Genomic DNA, 17,872 nt, shown 5'->3' with positions numbered 1-17,872 from the left:
GCGGCCCCCTTCGAGGGCAGCGGCGAGGAAGGACTCATTATGCGTGCGTTAACCAGATTTTGAGACAATTCTGCTCATCGGTGATCTGTTTGGTCTTAGGAAATCACGATTTTGTGATATTCGCCTTAACTATGCCTTCAGTTTTCACGATTCTGCTCGCATAGGTTGTAGTGCTGATCGGCCGATTTTCGGCACAACGCCGCCCGCGAACCAGAAGGGCCCGGGATCGCAAGGTTTCGTGATCGGTCCGGCCGCCCCCGCCGCCCCCTGACACCCGCGATGCGTGCATGGCTTCGCCAGACGGCCGTGGTCGTCTGGCGCCGAAAAAAGTTCCCGCGAGCCGGGCGCCGCGGCAGCCGGGGCCGATTCGCCTGCGGCCTATTCGGCGCCGAGCGCCGCACCGGCGGCCAGCGGCGCCAGCGGCACCGCCAGCGACACCCCCGCCCCCAGCAGCAGCAGGAATGGCGCGGGGGAAAGGCCAGCCGCCGCCGCCTCGATCGCCGCCGCGCCGAAGATCACCGCCGGGATGGCCAGCGGCAGCACGAGCAAGGGCAGCAGCACGCTGCCCCGACGTGCGCCAAGGGTCAGCGCCGCTCCTACCGTGCCGAGCAGCGACAGCAGCGCAGTTGCCAGCGCCAGCGCCGCCAGCGCCGCCCCCCAGGCTTCGACCGGCAGGTTGAGCAGGGCCGCTGCGACCGGGGTGGCGGCAAGCAGCGGCAGCCCGGTGGTGATCCAGTGCCCGAGCGCCTTGGCCGCCGCGATCCCGCCTCGCGGCAGGCCGGAGAGCAGCAGCTGGTCGAGCGTCCCGTCCTCCGCATCCGCGCCGAACAGGCGATCGAGCGGCAGCAGCGCGGCGAGCAGCGCCGCGGCGAAGAGCGCCCCCGGGGCGAGCCGCGCCAGGGTTTCCGGCGCCGGCCCCACGCCGAAGGGAAACAGCGCGCTGACCAGGACGAAGAACAGCACCGCCGCCAGCGTGTCCGCCGGGTGGCGCAGCGCGAGGCGGATCTCGCGGCCCAGCAGGGCGCGAAAGGCGGCGGCCTCGCGCGGCCGATCCGGTCCTGTGCCCCCATCCTCCGGCGCGCTCACAGCCGGAGTTCCTGCGCATCCGGCAGCGGCAGCGGCAGATGCGTCGCCGCCACCACGATGCCGCCGGCCGCCCGGTGCGCCGCCAGCAGCGGCCCGAGCCGTTCCACGGATGCCGCGTCGAGTCCGGTGGTCGGCTCGTCCAGCAGCCACAGTGGCGCCGGCGCCAGCGCCAGCCGGGCCAGGGCGAGCCGCCGCTTCTGCCCGGAGGAGAGCACCCGCGCCGGCAGTTCCGCCAGCGGCGCCAGCGCCACGGCGGTGAGCGCCCGCCCGACCTCCCCGCCCCAGAGACGGGCGAAGAAGGCCAGGTTCTCGGTCACGGTCAGGGCCGGCTTCAGCGCATCCTGGTGGGAGAGGTAGCGCAGCCGGCGGGCATGCGCGGCAGGATCGGCGGCGATGTCCTCTCCCCGCCACAGCACGGCGCCTTCGGCCGGGCGCAGCAGGCCCGCCAGGATGCGCAGCAGGGTGGATTTGCCCGCGCCGTTGGCGCCGGTCAGCAGCAGGGCCGTCCCTTCGGCCAGCGAAAGGGACAGGCCGGCGAAGACGGCGCGCTCGCCGCGCAGGCAGGCGAGGTCGCGCGCTTCCAGGATCGCCCCGCCTGCCTCAGCCAAACCTGCCCCCACTCCATGGACCGCCGCCGGCCGCCATGCTTAATACCGCCCGTTTCGCGGCCGCGACCGGCCGCTTTCTTTCGAGGAAGGGCACCCGGACCATGCGGATGATCGGGCAGGACAGCCTGAAGACCCGCCGCACCCTCGCGGTGGACGGCAAGACCTATCACTACTTCAGCCTGCCCGAGGCGGCCAAGAGCATCGGCGACGTCTCCCGCCTGCCCTACAGCCTCAAGGTGCTGCTGGAGAACGTGCTGCGCTTCGAGGACGGCCGTTCCTACACCGTCGACGACGCGAAGAAGATCGCGGAGTGGGTGAAGGAAGGGCGCTCGACCAAGGAAGTGCCGTTCCGCCCGGCGCGCATCCTGCTGCAGGACTTCACCGGCGTGCCCGCGGTCGTTGACCTCGCCGCGATGCGCGACGCGCTGCTCAAGCTCGGCGGCGATCCGCGCAAGGTGAACCCGCTGGTGCCGGTCGATCTGGTGATCGACCACTCGGTGATGGTGGACGTCTCGGGCACCCCTGACGCGCTCAAGAAGAACGTCGACATCGAGTTCGAGCGCAACGGCGAGCGCTACGAATTCCTCCGCTGGGGCCAGGAAGCCTTCAACAACTTCCGCGTCGTGCCGCCCGGCACCGGCATCTGCCACCAGGTGAACCTCGAATACCTGGCGCAGGTGGTCTGGACCTCGACCGACACCGGCGAGACCTTCGCCTTCCCCGATTCCTGCTACGGCACCGACAGCCACACCACGATGGTCAACGGTCTCGGCGTGCTCGGCTGGGGCGTGGGCGGCATCGAGGCCGAGGCGGCGATGCTCGGCCAGCCGATCGCCATGCTCATCCCCGATGTGATCGGCTTCAAGCTGACCGGCAGCCTCAAGGAAGGCGTCACCGCCACCGACCTGGTGCTGACCGTCACCCAGATGCTCCGGAAGAAGGGCGTGGTCGGCAAGTTCGTCGAGTTCTTCGGCCCCGGGCTCGCCCATCTGCCGCTCGCCGACCGCGCGACCATCGGCAACATGGCCCCCGAGTATGGCGCGACCTGCGGCTTCTTCCCGGTGGACGAGACGACGCTCGAATACCTGCGCCTGTCCGGCCGCGACGAGCACCGCATCAACCTCGCGCGCGAATACCTCAAGGCGCAGGGCATGTTCCGCGAGGCCGGCACGCCGGACCCGGTGTTCACCGATACGCTCGAGCTCGACCTTTCCACCGTCGAGCCGTCCATGGCCGGCCCGAAGCGCCCGCAGGACCGCGTGGCGCTGGGCAATGTCGCGACCGCCTTCGCGAAGGACCTCGCGGCCGGCACCATGGGCGTGCCGGGCGACAAGGCCGAGCTGCGCGTGCCGGTGGCCGGTGCGAACTACGACCTCGGCCATGGCGACGTGGTGATCGCGGCGATCACCTCCTGCACCAACACCTCCAACCCCTACGTCCTCGTGGCCGCCGGCCTGGTGGCGAAGAAGGCGGTGGAGAAGGGGCTGACGGCGAAGCCGTGGGTGAAGACCTCGCTCGCCCCGGGGTCCCAGGTGGTGACGGAATACCTGAACAAGTCCGGCCTTTCGAAGGACCTGGATGCGCTCGGCTTCCAGACCGTCGGCTATGGCTGCACGACCTGCATCGGCAATTCCGGCCCGCTGCCGGACCCGATCGTGGACGCGGTCGAGAACAACAAGCTCGTCGTGACCTCGGTGCTCTCCGGCAACCGCAACTTCGAAGGGCGCGTGCACGCCAATGTGCGCGCCAACTACCTCGCCTCCCCGCCGCTGGTGGTCGCCTATGCGCTGGCCGGCACGGTGAAGAAGGACCTGACGAAGGAGCCGATCGGCAACGGCAAGGACGGCCAGCCGGTCTTCCTCAAGGACATCTGGCCGACGCAGAAGGAAGTCTCGGACACGGTCCATGCCGTCGTCACGCGCGAGATGTTCCAGGAGCGCTACGGCGACGTGTTCAAGGGCCCGGCGCAGTGGCAGGCCATCCGCGTCGATGCGGAAAGCGACACCTATCGCTGGAACTCCGGCTCCACCTACGTGCAGAACCCGCCCTACTTCGAGGGCATGACGATGGACCCGGCGGCGGTGGGTTCCGTGAAGGGCGCGCGCATCCTCGCCCAGCTCGCGGACTCGATCACGACCGACCACATCTCGCCGGCCGGATCGATCAAGAAGGCCTCGCCGGCGGGCGAGTATCTGGTCGAGCACCAGGTCCGCCAGGCGGACTTCAACTCCTACGGCGCGCGCCGCGGCAACCATGAAGTGATGATGCGCGGCACCTTCGCCAACATCCGCATCAAGAACGAGATGGTGCCGGGCGTCGAAGGCGGCATCTCGAAGCACTACCCCTCGGGTGACGTCGCGCCGATCTACGACGTGGCGATGCGCTACAAGCGCGAGGGCGTGCCGCTGGTCGTCATCGGCGGCAAGGAGTACGGCACCGGCTCGTCGCGCGACTGGGCGGCGAAGGGCACCTTCCTGCTCGGCGTGAAGGCGGTGATCGCCGAGAGCTTCGAGCGCATCCACCGCTCGAACCTGGTCGGCATGGGCGTGCTGCCGCTGGTGTTCAAGGAAGGCGAGAACCGCCAGACCCTCGGCCTGAAGGGCGACGAGACCATCGACATCCTGGGCGTGGAGAACCTCTCCCCGCGCATGATGATGGACGTCGTCATCACCCGCGCCGACGGGACGCAGGTGAAGACGCAGGTGCTCTGCCGCGTCGATACGGCCGACGAGGTCGAGTACTACAGGAACGGCGGCATCCTGCATTACGTGCTGCGCGGGATGGCGAAGGCGGCGTAAGCCGCCCCGCATCGCCGGGTTTCGGGCAAGGGCGCGGTTCCGCAAGGGGCCGCGCCCTTCGCCTGTTCAGGGGTTCCGCACCTCGTTGACGGTCAGCCGGCGCAGCGTCCCGTCCTGCACCGGCCAGTCGATGGACTGCCCGGCCCTGAGACCGATCAGCCCAGCACCGACCAGCGACAGGATGGAAATGCGCCCCTGGCCGATATCGGCCTCCGCCGGCAGCACGAGCTGCACGCGGCGGGTGATGCCGTTCGCGGCATCGGTGAAGAGGACGTGGGAGCCGAGGGCGACGACGTTCCGCGGCAGGCGGGATGCCGGGACGAGCTCGGCGCGGTCGGCCTCCTCCATCAGCAGCCGGGCGGCCTCGGGATTGCGGCGGGCGCCGCTCGTCGCGAGGCCGACCAGGATGCCGTGCTCGCTGTCGGACATCAGGATGGGCGGGCGGCGCGAGGCCACGCGCGCGGAGTTGGCTAGAGCCATGACATGGGTCCTTCGGAAGGGATTGCGGGAAGTGAAGATCGCGGCCCCGGGCGGCGGCGCGCAGGCGCGCGCATCCCCCCGGGGTCAGTTGCCCGCGATCAGGCACCCCGCATGAGCAAGCCGGCGACGAAGCGTGGCTGTCAGGACCATCGATCGAAGATCGCCCTCCGGCGGCCCGGGTTCAAGCCCGCTCCGGCGACGCACCCCCAAGGCCGCGCACCGCCCCGAGCGCCGCCGCGCACATCGCGGCCATGGCCCAGAACATCGATGCGCCGAACACCGCATAGGCCTGACCGGCCGCCAGCGTCGCCGCCATCATCACCGCCCCGATCCCCGCCGCGAGCAATGTCTGCCCCGTCCCCGCCACCGCGGCCGGCACCGCCGCGGCCATCACCCGCATGGTCGCGAGGTGCATCGCCCCGAAGGTGAGCGCGTGCAGACCTTGCGCCGCCACGAGCGCGGGCAGCCAGACGGACTCCGCCGTGATCGCCCAGCGCAGCAGGCCCGCCAGGGCCGCCACCACGGCGAGGCCCTGCGCGCCGAGCCGCTCCGCGAGCGGCCGCCCCCAGGCGAAAAGCGCCACCTCCGCCACCACCGACCAGGCCCAGAGCAGGCCGATCGCCGTCTCCGAGACGCCGGAGGCCGTCCAGTGGATCGACCCGAAGGCGTAGTAGGCCGCGTGGCTCCCCTGGATCAGCGCCGACACCAGCAGCACGCGCCGGAAGGCCGGCAGGCCGAGCACCGCGCGGAAGGCACCGCCGCCGCGCCGCGCAGCCGCCCCGCCCGGCGGCAGCAGCAGCGCCGCGACCGCCGCCGCCGCGAGCGCCCCGGCGAGCAGCCAGGCGACGCTGCCGACCCCGGCCCGCTCGGCCAGCCAGCCCGCACCGCCGGCCATCAGGATGAAGGCCGCCGATCCCGCCGCGCGCACGCGGCTGTAGTCCCAGCTCTCCTCGCGCGCCGCCCGCAGGGCCATGGAATCGCCGAGCGGCACCACGCAGGCAAAGGCCACGGCGAAGACCAGGTTGGCCGCGAGCAGCCCGGAAAATCCGCCGGCAACGCCATAGAGCATCGCCGCCAGCGCCGCGATCGCCGCCCCCGCCGCCATCACCCCGCGCGGCCGGCCGAGCGCATCCGCCAGCCGCCCACCGAGCGGGCCCGTCAGCAGCCGTACCGAGGCCCCCGCCGCAAGGATCGTGCCCACCTCCGCCGGCGAAAGGCCGCGGTCGGCCATCAGCGGCGGAATGAACGGCAGCAGCACGCCCACCGCCGCGAACTGGGCGGCGAAGAGAAGGACGAAACGGGGTGCGGAAGATGTCACGGAGGAGGCCGCGCGCACCCTGCCGCGCGCCCTCGCCATGGACAAGTGCCGCGCAGCGTGCCACGGAAGCCCGCCCCCAATTTCCGGAACGCCGTCCGCGCATGTTCGAACCCAGGGTCCGCGCCGTCCTCGGCCCCACAAACACCGGCAAGACGCATCTCGCGATCGAGCGTCTGCTGGCGCATTCGTCGGGCATCATCGGCTTCCCGTTGCGCCTGCTGGCGCGCGAGAACTACGACCGCATGGTGGCGCAGAAGGGTGAGCGCCACGTCGCGCTCATCACCGGCGAGGAGAAGATCGTCCCGCCCGAGGCGAAGTGGTTCGCCTGCACGGTGGAGGCGATGCCGCTCGACCGCCCCGTCGAGTTCCTCGCGGTGGACGAGATCCAGCTCTGCGCCGACCCCGACCGCGGGCATGTCTTCACCGACCGGCTGCTGCATGCGCGCGGCATGGTCGAGACCATGTTCCTCGGTGCGGAGACCATCGCGCCGCTGCTGCGCCGCCTGGTGCCGCGCGCCGAAATCGAGACCCGGCCGCGGCTGTCGCAGCTGACCTATGCCGGGCCGGTGAAGCTCACGCGGCTGCCGCCGCGCGCGGCGATCGTCGCCTTCAGCGCGCAGGAGGTCTACGCCATCGCCGAGGCCGTCCGCCGCCGCCGCGGCGGCTGCGCCGTGGTGATGGGCCGGCTGTCCCCGCGCACCCGCAACGCGCAGGTCGCGCTGTACCAGAACCGCGAGGTGGATTTCCTGGTCGCCACCGACGCGATCGGCATGGGCCTGAACATGGACGTGGACCATGTCGCCTTTGCCGCGCTGTCGAAGTTCGACGGACAGCAGGCGCGGCCGCTGACGGCACAGGAAGCGGCGCAGATCGCCGGCCGCGCCGGCCGCGGCATGAAGGACGGCTCCTTCGGGACCACCGCCGATTGCCCCGCCATGCCGGAGGAGATGGTCGAGGCCATCGAAACCCATGCCTTCGAGCCGCTGTCGACGCTCGCCTGGCGCAATTCCGATCTCGATTTCACCTCGATCGACGCGCTGCTCGGCAGCCTTGCCGCCTCCCCGCCGCAGCAGGGGCTCGCCAAGGGCCACGATGCGGTGGACCACATCACGCTCGAGGCCCTGTCGCGGGACATGGAGGTGCGCAGCCTCGCCGACACCATGTCGCGCGTGCGGCTGCTGTGGGAAGCCTGCCAGGTGCCGGATTTCCGCAAGCTGGCGGATGACAGCCACACCAGGCTCTGCGCCAAGCTGTTCACGCACCTCGCGAAGGACGGCAGGCTGCCGCGCGACTGGGTGGCCTCCTCCCTCGCCGTGCTGGAGCGCACGGATGGGGACCTCGACACGCTGATGGCGCGGATCACCGCGATCCGCGTCTGGGCCTACATCGCCGCCCGCAACGACTGGCTCGACGATGCCGCCGGCCTGCAGGCCGATGCCCGCCGCGCGGAGGACATGGTCTCCGACGCGCTGCACGAGACGCTGACCGCCCGCTTCGTCGACCGCCGCGCCGCCCACCTCATCCGCAAGATGGACGAGGGCGAGGAGGAGCTGCTCTCCGCCGTCACCCGCCGCGGCGAGGTGGTGGTCGAAGGCCATCCGGTCGGCCATGTGAAGGGCTTCGCCTTCGAGCCCGACCCCGGCACGGTCGAGGAGGAGGAGCGCCGCGTCGTCCTGCGCGCCGCCCGCCGCGCCCTCGGCGCGGAAATCCCGCGCCGCGTGGCGATGCTGGAGGCCGCGAAGGACGATGCCTTCGCCCTGACCCCGACGCACAAGGTGACCTGGGCCTATTCGCACGCGCCGAACATGCCGGCGGGCCTCGGCGACATCGCCGAGGTGGCGAAGCTCAAGCCCGGCCCCGAGCCCTCCAAGCCGCAGATCGAGGTACTGGCGAGCGAGTTCCTCGACGGCGCCCAGCGCGAGCGCATCCGCGAGCGCCTGGCGACCTGGCTGGACGCGCTGATCAAGCGCGAGCTCGGCGCCGTCTTCGCCGCCGAGGCCAAGGCCGCCGAGGACAATACCCTGCGCGGCCCGGCCTTCCGCCTGCGGGAGGAGCTCGGCCTCGCCATGGGCCGCACCGACCCGGAGATCCGCCCGGATCTGCGGCAGAAGCTCAAGACCATCGGCATCCGCGCCGGGCGCTACGCGCTGTTCGTGCCGGAGGCGATGAAGCCCAAGGCGATGGCGCTGCGCGCGCAGCTCTGGTCGCTGCTGCGCGGCATCGAGACGCCGAAGCTGCCCGGCGGCGGGCTGATCGCCGTGCCGGCGCGCGAGGATTGGCCGCGCGGCTTCGCCGAAACCATGGGTTGGCTGCCCGCCGGCCCGGTGCTGCTGCGCCTCGATGTCGCGGAACGCATCGCCGGCGAGATCGGCCATCTCACCCGCCGCGCGCCAGCGCTGCTGCCGGGCGACCTTGCCAGCCGGCTCGGCGTGAAGGGCGACGTGCTCGGCCAGGTGCTGGATGCCATGGGCTTCCGCCTGCTGCCGGCCGAGGTGCTGGAGGAAGGCGCCTTCGGCCCGCCCGCGCCCGCCCGCATCGCCCATGCCCGCCCGCCGCGGCCGGATTTCCACCGTGGCCCGCGTCGCGACGCGCAGTCGCGCGGAAACCGGGAAGACGCGCAGTCGCGCCGGCAACGCGAGGACGGGCAGCCGCGTGGGCGAAGGGATGACGGCCCCGGCCGACAGGACCAGCCCCGTGGCCCACGGCGGGAAGACCGCCGTCCGCCGGGCCAGGAAGGCCAGGCCGCCGCGCCGGAAGGCACCGGCGCCGAGGGTGCCTCGCCCGGGCCGGGCGCCGAGTCCCCGCGGCCGCCCCGCCAGGACCAGCGTCCGCCGCGCGACCAGCGGGAGGGCCAGCGTCATGGTCCGCGCCAAGGCCAGGGCAAGGGCCCGCCGGGCGGCGAACGGGACCGCGACCGCGGTCCGCGCCGCCCGCGGGAGGATCGCGTCGCCCTGCCGCCCATGCCGCGCCCCGACAGCCCCTTCGCGGTGCTGGCGAATCTGCTGAAGAAGGACTGAGGTGGCGGAGGAGGGTCGCGACGTCCAGCGTCTCGACCTCTGGCTGTGGTGCGCGCGTCTGCGCAAGACCCGCGCCGATTGCGCCCGGATGGTCGAGGCCGGTGCCGTCCGCATCAATCGCCAGCCGACCGGCAAGGCCCATGCCCGGGTCCGACCGGGGGACCTGCTGACCATCGCCCAGGGCAGCGGGGATCGCGGGCGGATCCTGGTCTGGCGCGTCCTGGCGCTGGCGGAACGCCGCGGCCCGCCGGCCGAGGCCCGCGGCCTCTACGAAGACCTCTCGGGCGACACGGCACGCGACTGATACGAGCGGCACGAGTTCTTGCCACGTGCCGAGGTCGCGACGGGCACCTGGTCACCTTGCCTTGCAACGTGACCGGGGCTCCGGAACGCGGCCCGCCGGTGGTCCGGCGCAGCCAAGCGGACCGGAGGTTTGCGCCCGGCGTCCGAGGGCTCGAAAGCCCTCATGCCAACGGTCGCGAATGACGGTCGCTGGTATGAGACCGGCCGGCCTTTCGGCTGATTCGGTATCAGGATCCTGGTGTCGCGCGCAGCGGTCATGTCCCGGTTGGTGGTATCGGGGGCGCGGAGCGCGGGGCGCAGAGCGAAGCCCGTGGCTGGAGCGGTTTCCGTTCGCCTAGGCTCATGGCAACCGCTCCAGCCTTTTGTTTTCGCGAGCATCTTCACCCGATCGGGTGATTCCGCCCGATCGGGCTCTGCTCCAAGCGGAGCGGAGCGTCCCGTGCGGCGGCCGCCGTGATGTGGGCTCCGGCAGGATTGGGTTGCCGGGACCGACAACACCTGGCCTCGAACCGACCACGATGCCCGACGACAGCATGGCCTTTCGCGCGAGGCGAGCAATCGTGGCCAGCCAGCCGATAGGCTGGCCGGTACGAGCCATGTGCTGACAGTGGCTTGCGGGGCGGCGGGCCGCTCGCCATTTTGGGTGCGCCGCAACGTCTTGCCCCGGGGGGCCGTGCACCCGTGACCTACGTCGTCACCGAGAACTGCATCAAGTGCAAGTACATGGACTGCGTCGAAGTCTGTCCGGTGGACTGCTTCTACGTCGGCGAGAACATGCTGGTCATCCATCCGGATGAATGCATCGACTGCGGCGTGTGCGAGCCGGAATGCCCCGCCGAAGCGATCGTGCCCGACAGCGACGACCAGGCGACCGCCTGGCTCGAATTGAACCGGACCTATGCCGCGCAGTGGCCGAACATCACCCGCAAGGGCGAAGCGCCGCCCGATGCCGATGAATGGAAGGACAAGCCCGGCAAGAAGGAGCTGTTCAGCCCGAATCCCGGCTGACCTCCGGCCCCGGGGATGACGGGGAGGGATTTTTCCGCTATATGTTTCAAGCAGATGGCCGGGGCTGCCGTTCGGCGTGCCGCGGCCTCAGGCTTTTTCGGGCGGCCTCCGGTCCCGCGACCGCCGCGCGGCCGTGCCAAAGGGATGATCGCCGCGGCGACCGGCCAGGACCCGTCGCCGCGAGTTGGGGAGCTTAGCGCGCATGAAGGCACAGGCCCGCACCAAGGCCCAGACCGCCAAAGCATCCAGCAAGGCCGGCGGCGCCACGAAGGCGAAGGCGAAGCCCCCTGCCAAGGCGCCTGCCAAGCCCAAGGCGGTCGCCAAGGCCGCCAAGGTCCCGACCAAGACGGCCCCGAAGGCCAAGCCCGCCGCGAAGCCGGCGGCCAAGGCTGCCGCCCCGGCGCCGAAGGCCGCCGCACCCGTGCCCAAGCCGCCCGCCGCCGCCAAACCCACCATGCCCCTATCTACGAAGTCTGCCATGCCCGCCGCCAAGGCACCCGCACCGAAAGCCGAAGCCGTCCCGACGCCCGTTGCCGCGGCGGCGCCCGCCCCGCGCCCTGAACCGCCCCGTGCGATGACGCCGCCACCCGTGCCGCGTGGCGCGCCGGTTTCCCCGCCGCCGCCGACGCACCGGCCTGCCGCCTCCCCGCTGACCGCGGCCGCCGCCAGCCGCGCCGCCCCCCGCCCGAAGGAGGACTTCAAGGCCGGCGACCACGTCGTCTACCCGACCCACGGCGTCGGCACGGTGCAGGGCATCGAGACGGTCGAGGCCGCCGGCTACTCCCTCCAGGTCATCGTCGTGACCTTCGAGGAGAACCGGATGACGTTGCGCGTCCCGGTCAACAAGGCGGCCTCCTCCGGCCTGCGCAAGCTTGCGGCCGGCGCAAACATGCAGCAGGCGCTGGACACGCTGAAGGGCCGCGCGCGCATCAAGCGCACCATGTGGTCCCGCCGCGCCCAGGAATACGAGGCGAAGATCAACTCCGGCGACCCGATCCAGATCGCCGAGGTGGTTCGGGACCTGCACCGCAACGCCGGCCAGCCGGACCAGTCCTTCTCCGAACGCCAGATCTACGAGCAGGCGCTCGATCGCCTGGCCGCCGAGGTCGCGGCGATCGACAAGTCCGACAAGCCGGCGGCGATCGAGAAGCTGCTCACCTATCTCGGCAAGGCGGAAAAGGGCGAGAAGGCGGACAAGGCCGCGAAGGCGGAAGCCTGACCGCCGGCGTCAGGCCGGGCGGCGGGGTTCGCCGCGCTCCGCCCGGAGTCGCGCTTCCAGCGCCTGCAGCGCCTCCCAGTTGACGATGACAGCAGCCTTGTCGGGTGCGCTGGGCAGCAGGCGGCTCCGCCCCGCGAGGCCGGCCGCCTCCGTCTCCGCAAGGCCGAGCAGCGCCGCGAGGCGCGCGGGCAGGCCGGCTGCCAGTGCGTCGCCGGCGATGAAATCGGGATAGGCGATCTCGACATAGGCGCCGTGGCGGCGGAAGGCCTGCCGCACGAAGTCGCGCGCATCGAGGATGGCGCGCATCTCCCGCCCGGCGGCTGCGAGATCGGCGGTCAGGCGCAGTTCGCGCTCCGCCTCGGTCAGCGGCGCCAAGCGGTGATAGCCGCGGTGCTCGGCGATCAGGCGGCTGGCGACGCATTGCGCCGCGCTCTCGCGGACCAGGTGGATGACGGCGGCGCCCCGCGCGCTCAGCACGCGGCAGAGGGCGCTCTCGCCCGCTTCGCGCACCGGCCAGGACCAGATGCCGGAAAAGGCGCCGAGCGTGTTGTACATGATGTCGAGATGGGCGATCCGGCCCTCCTCCGCTGCGCGTGCCGCCAGGCTGTCGAGGAAGGCGTCGAGCATCGCCGCGATCTCGACACCGCGAAAGGCGAAGTCAGGATGTCCGGCGATCCAGCCGGCGGCGAAGCCCGGAAAGGGGGTCGGCGGCGGCGGCGGCTTGAACGCCTCTCCGAAGGAGCGCACGCGTCTGCCGGCGTTCAGCGCGGCGCCGAGGAACTTCGTCCCGCTGCGCTGGGTGGCGATGGTGACGAGCAGCGGGCGGTCCATGGCGTCGCATAGGCGCGGCGGACGGGGTCGGGCAAGCCCTCACAGGGGCGGACGGCGGGACGCAGTGCGTGCCGCGCTGCCCGGACCTGGCCCAGCGGCCACGGCGCATCGGTGCGTCCGGCGCGACGCCCGCCACGGCACCGCACCGCGTCCGCGCCGGCGATGCGGGGTTTCTCCGACCGGAAAAAAGGAAAGCCCCGGGGATCGCTCCCCGGGGCCTGCTCCGCCCTGCCAGCGGCAGGACTACTCCTGGCGCTGCCCCATGAAGGACAGCAGGAGCTGGAAGAGGTTGACGAAGTTCAGGTAGAGCGCGAGCGCGTCGAGCACGCTCCGCTTGCCGGCTTCCTCGGTGCCTTCCGCATAGGCATAGGCCAGGTAGTCGGTCTTGATCCGCTGGGTGTCCCAGGCGGTCAGGCCGACGAAGACCACCACGCCGATGATGCTGATGGCGAAGGCCAGCGCGGAGGAGGCGAGGAAGATGTTGACCAGGCTCGCGATGATGATGCCGATCAGGCCCATCATCATGAACGACCCCATGCGCGTCAGGTCGGCCTTCGTGGTGTAGCCGTAAAGGCTGATGCCCGCGAACATCGCCGAGGTGACGAAGAAGGTCGTGGCGATGGACTGGCCGGTGTAGCGCAGGAAGATGTTCGACAGGCTGGCGCCCATCGCCGCGGCGAAGAGCCAGAACAGCAGCTGCGCCGTGCCCTTGCTCATGCGGTTGATGCCGAAGGACAGGACCAGCACGAAGGCGAGCGGCGAGAGCATCGCGGCCCAGCCGAGGATTGTCGGCGAGACGACGCGCGCGCCGTTCGCGGCACGGCCCACCTGCCAGAACAGGTTCATGAGTTCCGGCGTGGACGCGATGACATAGGCGACGATGCCTGTCAGCAGCAGCCCCGAGGCCATCCAGTTGTAGACCCGGAGCATGTAGGACCGCAGCCCGGCATCGACGGCGGCCGCGTCGGCGGTCGCGACGCGACCCCAGCCAGGCGCACCCGTCGTGTATCGAGTGTCGGGACCAAAGGCCATGACGTTGAAGACTCCTCCTGTGGGGACAATTCCCCGGACCTGGAATATGGAGCTTTTTTCATGCCGATCAACGGGGGATTGCATCGCCCACCCTGAGCGGCACGCCGCCCCCGCCGGGCGGCGAGGGCGGACCGATGCACCGGCCGGACCCCGGCCGGCGCACCCCGGGATCACTGGTTCGCGGGTTCGACCGAGAGAGCCACCGCCTCGGCGATCGCGACATTGACCTGCTGGCCCGGACGGATCGTGCGGATGAAGGCCTGCATCTCCGGCGAGCGGACCGCGACGGTGCGCCGCACGCCGCGCGGACCGGTGAAGGTCACGGTGTTGTTCGTCGTGTCCACGCTGTTGACCGTCACGGTCGCGCGGGTGGTCGCCACGACGGCGCCGGCGGGGCGCTGGCCGGGCTCGCTGCGCGCCGCGGCGACGTCGATCTCGGCGGGCAGGCTCGTGCCGCGCGGCGTGAGCTGGACGGCCACCGCTTCCTCGAAGCGGAGGCGGACATGGTTGCCGCGGCGGATCTGGGCGAAATTCTGCACTTCCGGCCCGGCCGTCACCGTCACCCGGCCCTCGCTCGGGGTGCGGATGGTGACTTCGCGGGTGCGGGTGTTCACCCGCTCGACCACACCGACCGCTTCCTTGGCGGTGGACACCACGATCGGCGCCGGCGGGTTGACCGGCTGCGGCGGCGCGGAGGCGCAGGCGCCGAGGCCGAGCAGCGGCAGGGCGACGATCGCGGCGAGCTTCAGGCGCGCGCGGGGGGATTGCGACATGGCAGTTCCTCGGTGTGGCTTCGAGCCAGAGTGATTCCGGCCCGGCGACTGTAACGGAACCGGATGCGTCGCAGTAGGGGCCGCGATCATTCGCGGCCCGCCAATTCACTCGTTCCGCAGCAGAGGCGCCGGCCGGGCGCGCAACGCCAGTGCCGTGCCGGCATAGCCGAAGGCCAGCGTCAGCGCGGTGCAGGCGAGCACCGTGACCGCCAGCGTCGCGGGCAGGAAGGCCCAGTCCGCCCGCATGACGAAGCGCACCACCCCCCAGGCCGCCGCGGTACCGGCGGCGGCGGCGATCACCCCCGCCGTGGCGCCGAGCAGCCCGAATTCCACCAGGAAGGCCCGCCGGATCTGCGCCCGGGTGGCGCCGATCGTCTTGAGCACCACCGCATCGCGCACCCGCCGCCGCTGGCCGGCGGCCACCGCGCCGGCAAGCACCAGCGCCCCGGCGGAGAGTGTCAGGAAGGCGGTCGCCGACAGCGCGACGCCGATGCGCTCCAGCAGCGCGGCCACCTGCTCCAGCGCATCCCGCACACGGATACCGGAGATGTTGGGGAAAGCCTCGCTGATCGCGCGCAGCACGGCACCTTCCCGCGCGGCGTCCGACCGCACCGTGGCGATGTGCGTGTGCGGCGCTGCCTCCAGCAGCCCCGGCGAGGCCACCAGAACGAAGTTCAGCCCCAGGCCGCGCCATTCGATGTCGCGTAGATTGGCGATGGTCAGCGGGATGTCGCGACCGAGCACATTGACCGTGATCGTATCCCCCAGCCCGACACCCCAGCCGCGCGCCAGGTTGGCGTCGAAGGAGACCAGCGGCGCGCCGCTGTAGTCCGGCGCCCACCACTGACCGGCGACGACGCGCGTGCCCTCGGGCGGCGTCGCGGCGTAGGTCAGGCCGCGGTCGCCGCGCAGCGCCCAGGCGGTTTCCGGCGAGGTGCGCACCTGCTCCGCCGGAACGCCGTTCACCGCGACGATGCGGGCCCGCAGGGAAGGCACGCGCTTGATCTCGGTCACCGTCGGCTGCGCGGCGGCGACGCGGTCGAAATCCCGCGCCTGATCGGACTGGATGTCGATGAAGTAGAAGTTCGGCGCGGCCTCGGGCAGTTGCTCGGAGATCTGGCGGCGCAGGTTGCCCTCGATCAGCGCCACGGCGGCAAGCGTGGTGAGGCCGATGCCGAGCGAGACGAGGATCAGCGGCGTCGGCGCGCCGGGCCGGTGCAGGTTGGCAAGGCCGAGCCGCAGCGCCGGCCGCCGCACGCCGCGGAAGCGCCGCGCGAGGGCCATCAGTGCGAAGGCACCGAAGCGGAACAGCGCCAGCGTCGCCAGCGCCCCGCCGACGAAGAACATCGCGAAGGCACGGTTCTCCGCCGTGCCGATCACCAGCGCCGCCAGCGCCCCGCCGGCCGCCAGCGTAGCCGCCACCAGCGCGAAGCGTGGCCGCGCGCCGAAAGGCTGCAGCGTGTCGCGGAACAGCGCCGCGCCGGGGATCTCCATCGCCCGGCCGAGCGGCCACAGCGCGAAGGCGAGTGCCGTCAGCAGCCCGTAGAGCGCCGCAAGCCCGAGCACCTCCGGGTAGAGCGCGAGCCGCGGCGGCACCGGCAGCGCATCGGCCAGCACCGTCGCCCCCGCCGCCGTCAGCCCGAAGCCGGCCAGCAGCCCGATGGCAATGCCGACCAGCGCCAGCGCCACCACCTGCACGAGGTAGGTCGCGAAGATCACGCCGGGCGAAGCGCCGAGGCAGCGCAGCGTCGCGATGGTCCGCCCCCGCTGGTCGAGCCAGGTCCGCACGCCGGTGGCGACGCCGATGCCGCCGACGAGCAGCGCCGTCAGGCTGGCGAGCGTCAGGAAGAAGGCGGCGCGATCGACGAAGCGGTTGACCGCCGGCGCCGCCGCGTCGGCGGTGCGGACGCGCCAGCCATTCTGCGGGAAGGCGGCACGAAGGTCCCGGGCGAAGGCGCGGCGGTCGGCGCCCTCGGGCAGGGCGATGCGGTATTCCCAGGTGACCAGGCTGCCAGGCTGGATCAGCGCGGTCGCCGGCAGGTCGGCCATCGCGATCATGGCACGCGGGCCAAGGATCGCCGGGCTGGTCACCTTGTCCGGCTCGGTCGTGATCAGCCCGCGCAGGGTGAAGCGCGCCTCGCCGATGCGGATCTCCGCCCCCGGCGCGACGCCGAGACGATCCGCGACGACGCGCTCCACCGCGACCTCGCCCGGCGCGAGCCGGCCCGGCGGGTCGAGCACGAGTTCCCCGAACAGCGGGTAGAGCGCGTCCACCGCCTTCAGCTCGACCAGCGTCCGCTCGCCATCCGGCGCGACGGCCATGGCGCGCATCTGGGTGATCTGCGACAGGCGCGCCCCGCGCGCCGCGATCCAGTCGAGCGTCGCCTGCGGCAGCGGCCCCTGCTGGGAGGCGACCTCGACCTCCCCGCCCAGGATCCGCGCGCCATCGGCGGCGATGCCGGCCTCGACGCCGGCGCGCAGCGTGCCGACCGCGGTGATGGCGGCGACGCCGAGCGCCAGGCAGGCGAGCACGATGCGCAGCCCCTTGACGCCGCCGCGCAGGTCCCGCCGCGCGAAGCGCAGCGCCAGGGAGAGCGTCTTCATCTCAGCGCGCGCCATCGGACACGATCTGCCCGTCCTCGATGCGCACCCGGCGCTCGCAGCGTTCGGCGAGCAGCGGGTCGTGGGTGATCAGAAGCAGAGTGGTGCCGAACTGCTCGCGCAGGCCGAACAGCAGGTCCATGACATGCGCCCCCGTGCCGCGGTCCAGATTGCCGGTCGGCTCGTCGGCCAGCAGCAGATGCGGCCGCGCGACGAAGGCGCGGGCAAGGGCCACGCGCTGCTGCTCCCCGCCCGAGAGCTGGCCGGGATAATGCGTCAGCCGATGGCCGAGGCCGACCGCGCGCAGCGCCTCCTCCGCGCGGTCGAAGGCATCGGCGCGGCCGGAGAATTCCAGCGGCACGGCGACATTCTCGATCGCCGTCATGGTCGGCACGAGATGGAAGGCCTGGAAGACGATGCCGACATGCTCGCGGCGGAAGACGGCGAGCGCATCCTCATCCATGCGCCTCAGGTCATGGCCGGCGACGGTCAGCGTGCCGCCGGTCGGCCGGTCGAGCCCCGCGAGCAGCATCAGCAGCGAGGTCTTGCCGGACCCGGACGGGCCGACGATGCCGACCGCCTCCCCGGTGCCGACCGAGAGGTCCACGCCCCGCAGGATATTGATCTCACCCGCCTGGGCCCTCACCTTGAAGGCGAGCCCGGTGGCCGCGACCAGCGGCGTCCCGGCGGGCGCCCCGGCAGGGTCCGGGGCGTGGTGTGGAAGGGCATCCATGTCAGTTCTGTTTCCGCGGCTTCCAGGCCGATATGGGCGCCGCGACGCGATCCGCCAACTTTCGG

14 protein-coding genes are annotated in these 17,872 nt (G+C 71.8%); 5 read left to right on the top strand and 9 right to left on the bottom strand.

The window, feature by feature from the left end; translation table 11 throughout:
• Nucleotides 1–378 precede the first annotated feature (378 nt).
• Nucleotides 379–1,020, bottom strand: coding sequence for a heme exporter protein CcmB (gene ccmB, locus GXW74_RS09995; protein WP_246523172.1), 642 nt, complete (start codon nt 1,018–1,020; stop codon nt 379–381).
• A 62-nt stretch (nt 1,021–1,082) separates the two neighbouring features.
• Nucleotides 1,083–1,706, bottom strand: coding sequence for a heme ABC exporter ATP-binding protein CcmA (ccmA, locus tag GXW74_RS09990; protein WP_408903864.1), 624 nt, complete (start codon nt 1,704–1,706; stop codon nt 1,083–1,085).
• Between the two features lie 89 nt (nt 1,707–1,795).
• On the opposite strand from ccmA, the gene acnA reads away from it, so the two are divergent.
• Nucleotides 1,796–4,492, top strand: coding sequence for an aconitate hydratase AcnA (acnA, locus tag GXW74_RS09985; RefSeq protein ID WP_211846353.1), 2,697 nt, complete (start codon nt 1,796–1,798; stop codon nt 4,490–4,492).
• Between the two features lie 66 nt (nt 4,493–4,558).
• Here acnA and rnk read toward each other — a convergent pair whose 3' ends face one another.
• On the bottom strand, nt 4,559–4,972 hold the full coding sequence (gene rnk / locus GXW74_RS09980; RefSeq protein ID WP_211846352.1) for a nucleoside diphosphate kinase regulator: 414 nt from the start codon (nt 4,970–4,972) through the stop codon (nt 4,559–4,561).
• Nucleotides 4,973–5,153: 181 nt separating this feature from the next.
• Nucleotides 5,154–6,290, bottom strand: a complete 1,137-nt coding sequence (locus GXW74_RS09975) for an MFS transporter (RefSeq protein ID WP_211846351.1) — start codon at nt 6,288–6,290, stop codon at nt 5,154–5,156.
• A 101-nt stretch (nt 6,291–6,391) separates the two neighbouring features.
• Between GXW74_RS09975 and GXW74_RS09970 the strand changes: the two genes are divergently transcribed.
• From GXW74_RS09970 to GXW74_RS09955, 4 genes are all read left to right on the top strand, one after another.
• A complete protein-coding gene (locus GXW74_RS09970) occupies nt 6,392–9,307 on the top strand; it encodes a helicase-related protein (RefSeq protein ID WP_211846350.1) in 2,916 nt (971 codons plus the stop codon).
• A gap of 1 nt (nt 9,308) precedes the next feature.
• Nucleotides 9,309–9,611 carry an RNA-binding S4 domain-containing protein gene (locus tag GXW74_RS09965; RefSeq protein ID WP_211846349.1) on the top strand — a complete coding sequence of 101 codons (303 nt, stop codon included), beginning with the start codon at nt 9,309–9,311 and terminating at the stop codon, nt 9,609–9,611.
• Between the two features lie 680 nt (nt 9,612–10,291).
• A complete protein-coding gene (gene fdxA, locus GXW74_RS09960) occupies nt 10,292–10,618 on the top strand; it encodes a ferredoxin FdxA (RefSeq protein ID WP_211846348.1) in 327 nt (108 codons plus the stop codon).
• Between the two features lie 574 nt (nt 10,619–11,192).
• Nucleotides 11,193–11,837 carry a CarD family transcriptional regulator gene (locus tag GXW74_RS09955; protein WP_211846347.1) on the top strand — a complete coding sequence of 215 codons (645 nt, stop codon included), beginning with the start codon at nt 11,193–11,195 and terminating at the stop codon, nt 11,835–11,837.
• 9 nt (nt 11,838–11,846) lie between these two features.
• On the opposite strand, the gene GXW74_RS09950 is transcribed toward GXW74_RS09955, so the two are convergent.
• From GXW74_RS09950 to GXW74_RS09930, 5 genes are all read right to left on the bottom strand, one after another.
• The gene (locus GXW74_RS09950; protein WP_211846346.1) at nt 11,847–12,668 is read right to left on the bottom strand and encodes a hypothetical protein; all 822 of its coding nucleotides are present in this window, start codon (nt 12,666–12,668) and stop codon (nt 11,847–11,849) included.
• Between the two features lie 243 nt (nt 12,669–12,911).
• Nucleotides 12,912–13,700, bottom strand: a complete 789-nt coding sequence (locus GXW74_RS09945) for a Bax inhibitor-1/YccA family protein (RefSeq protein WP_211846345.1) — start codon at nt 13,698–13,700, stop codon at nt 12,912–12,914.
• Nucleotides 13,701–13,870: 170 nt separating this feature from the next.
• The gene (locus GXW74_RS09940) at nt 13,871–14,473 is read right to left on the bottom strand and encodes a hypothetical protein (RefSeq protein ID WP_211846344.1); all 603 of its coding nucleotides are present in this window, start codon (nt 14,471–14,473) and stop codon (nt 13,871–13,873) included.
• Between the two features lie 105 nt (nt 14,474–14,578).
• Nucleotides 14,579–17,092 carry an ABC transporter permease gene (locus tag GXW74_RS09935; protein WP_246523146.1) on the bottom strand — a complete coding sequence of 838 codons (2,514 nt, stop codon included), beginning with the start codon at nt 17,090–17,092 and terminating at the stop codon, nt 14,579–14,581.
• Nucleotides 17,079–17,807: an ABC transporter ATP-binding protein gene (locus tag GXW74_RS09930; RefSeq protein ID WP_211846343.1), complete on the bottom strand. Its 729-nt coding sequence runs from the start codon at nt 17,805–17,807 to the stop codon at nt 17,079–17,081. Before GXW74_RS09930 ends, GXW74_RS09935 begins: the two co-directional genes overlap by 14 nt.
• Between the last annotated feature and the right edge of the window lie 65 nt (nt 17,808–17,872).

The sequence above is a fragment of the Neoroseomonas eburnea genome, from assembly GCF_018129005.1.
Taxonomy (GTDB): domain Bacteria; phylum Pseudomonadota; class Alphaproteobacteria; order Acetobacterales; family Acetobacteraceae; genus Neoroseomonas; species Neoroseomonas eburnea.
The sequence above is the reverse complement of the archived record's forward strand: the minus strand, read 5'-3'. Positions and strand labels throughout refer to the sequence as shown.

What these genes read in the sequence shown, in the direction of transcription:
- acnA (WP_211846353.1), top strand. Translation starts at nt 1,796, where the DNA reads ATGCGGATGATCGGGCAGGACAGCCTGAAGACCCGCCGCACCCTCGCG.
- GXW74_RS09945 (WP_211846345.1), bottom strand. Translation starts at nt 13,700, where the DNA reads ATGGCCTTTGGTCCCGACACTCGATACACGACGGGTGCGCCTGGCTGG.
- GXW74_RS09970 (WP_211846350.1), top strand. Translation starts at nt 6,392, where the DNA reads ATGTTCGAACCCAGGGTCCGCGCCGTCCTCGGCCCCACAAACACCGGC.
- GXW74_RS09955 (WP_211846347.1), top strand. Translation starts at nt 11,193, where the DNA reads ATGACGCCGCCACCCGTGCCGCGTGGCGCGCCGGTTTCCCCGCCGCCG.
- rnk (WP_211846352.1), bottom strand. Translation starts at nt 4,972, where the DNA reads ATGGCTCTAGCCAACTCCGCGCGCGTGGCCTCGCGCCGCCCGCCCATC.
- GXW74_RS09930 (WP_211846343.1), bottom strand. Translation starts at nt 17,807, where the DNA reads ATGGATGCCCTTCCACACCACGCCCCGGACCCTGCCGGGGCGCCCGCC.
- GXW74_RS09940 (WP_211846344.1), bottom strand. Translation starts at nt 14,473, where the DNA reads ATGTCGCAATCCCCCCGCGCGCGCCTGAAGCTCGCCGCGATCGTCGCC.
- GXW74_RS09950 (WP_211846346.1), bottom strand. Translation starts at nt 12,668, where the DNA reads ATGGACCGCCCGCTGCTCGTCACCATCGCCACCCAGCGCAGCGGGACG.
- GXW74_RS09935 (WP_246523146.1), bottom strand. Translation starts at nt 17,092, where the DNA reads ATGGCGCGCGCTGAGATGAAGACGCTCTCCCTGGCGCTGCGCTTCGCG.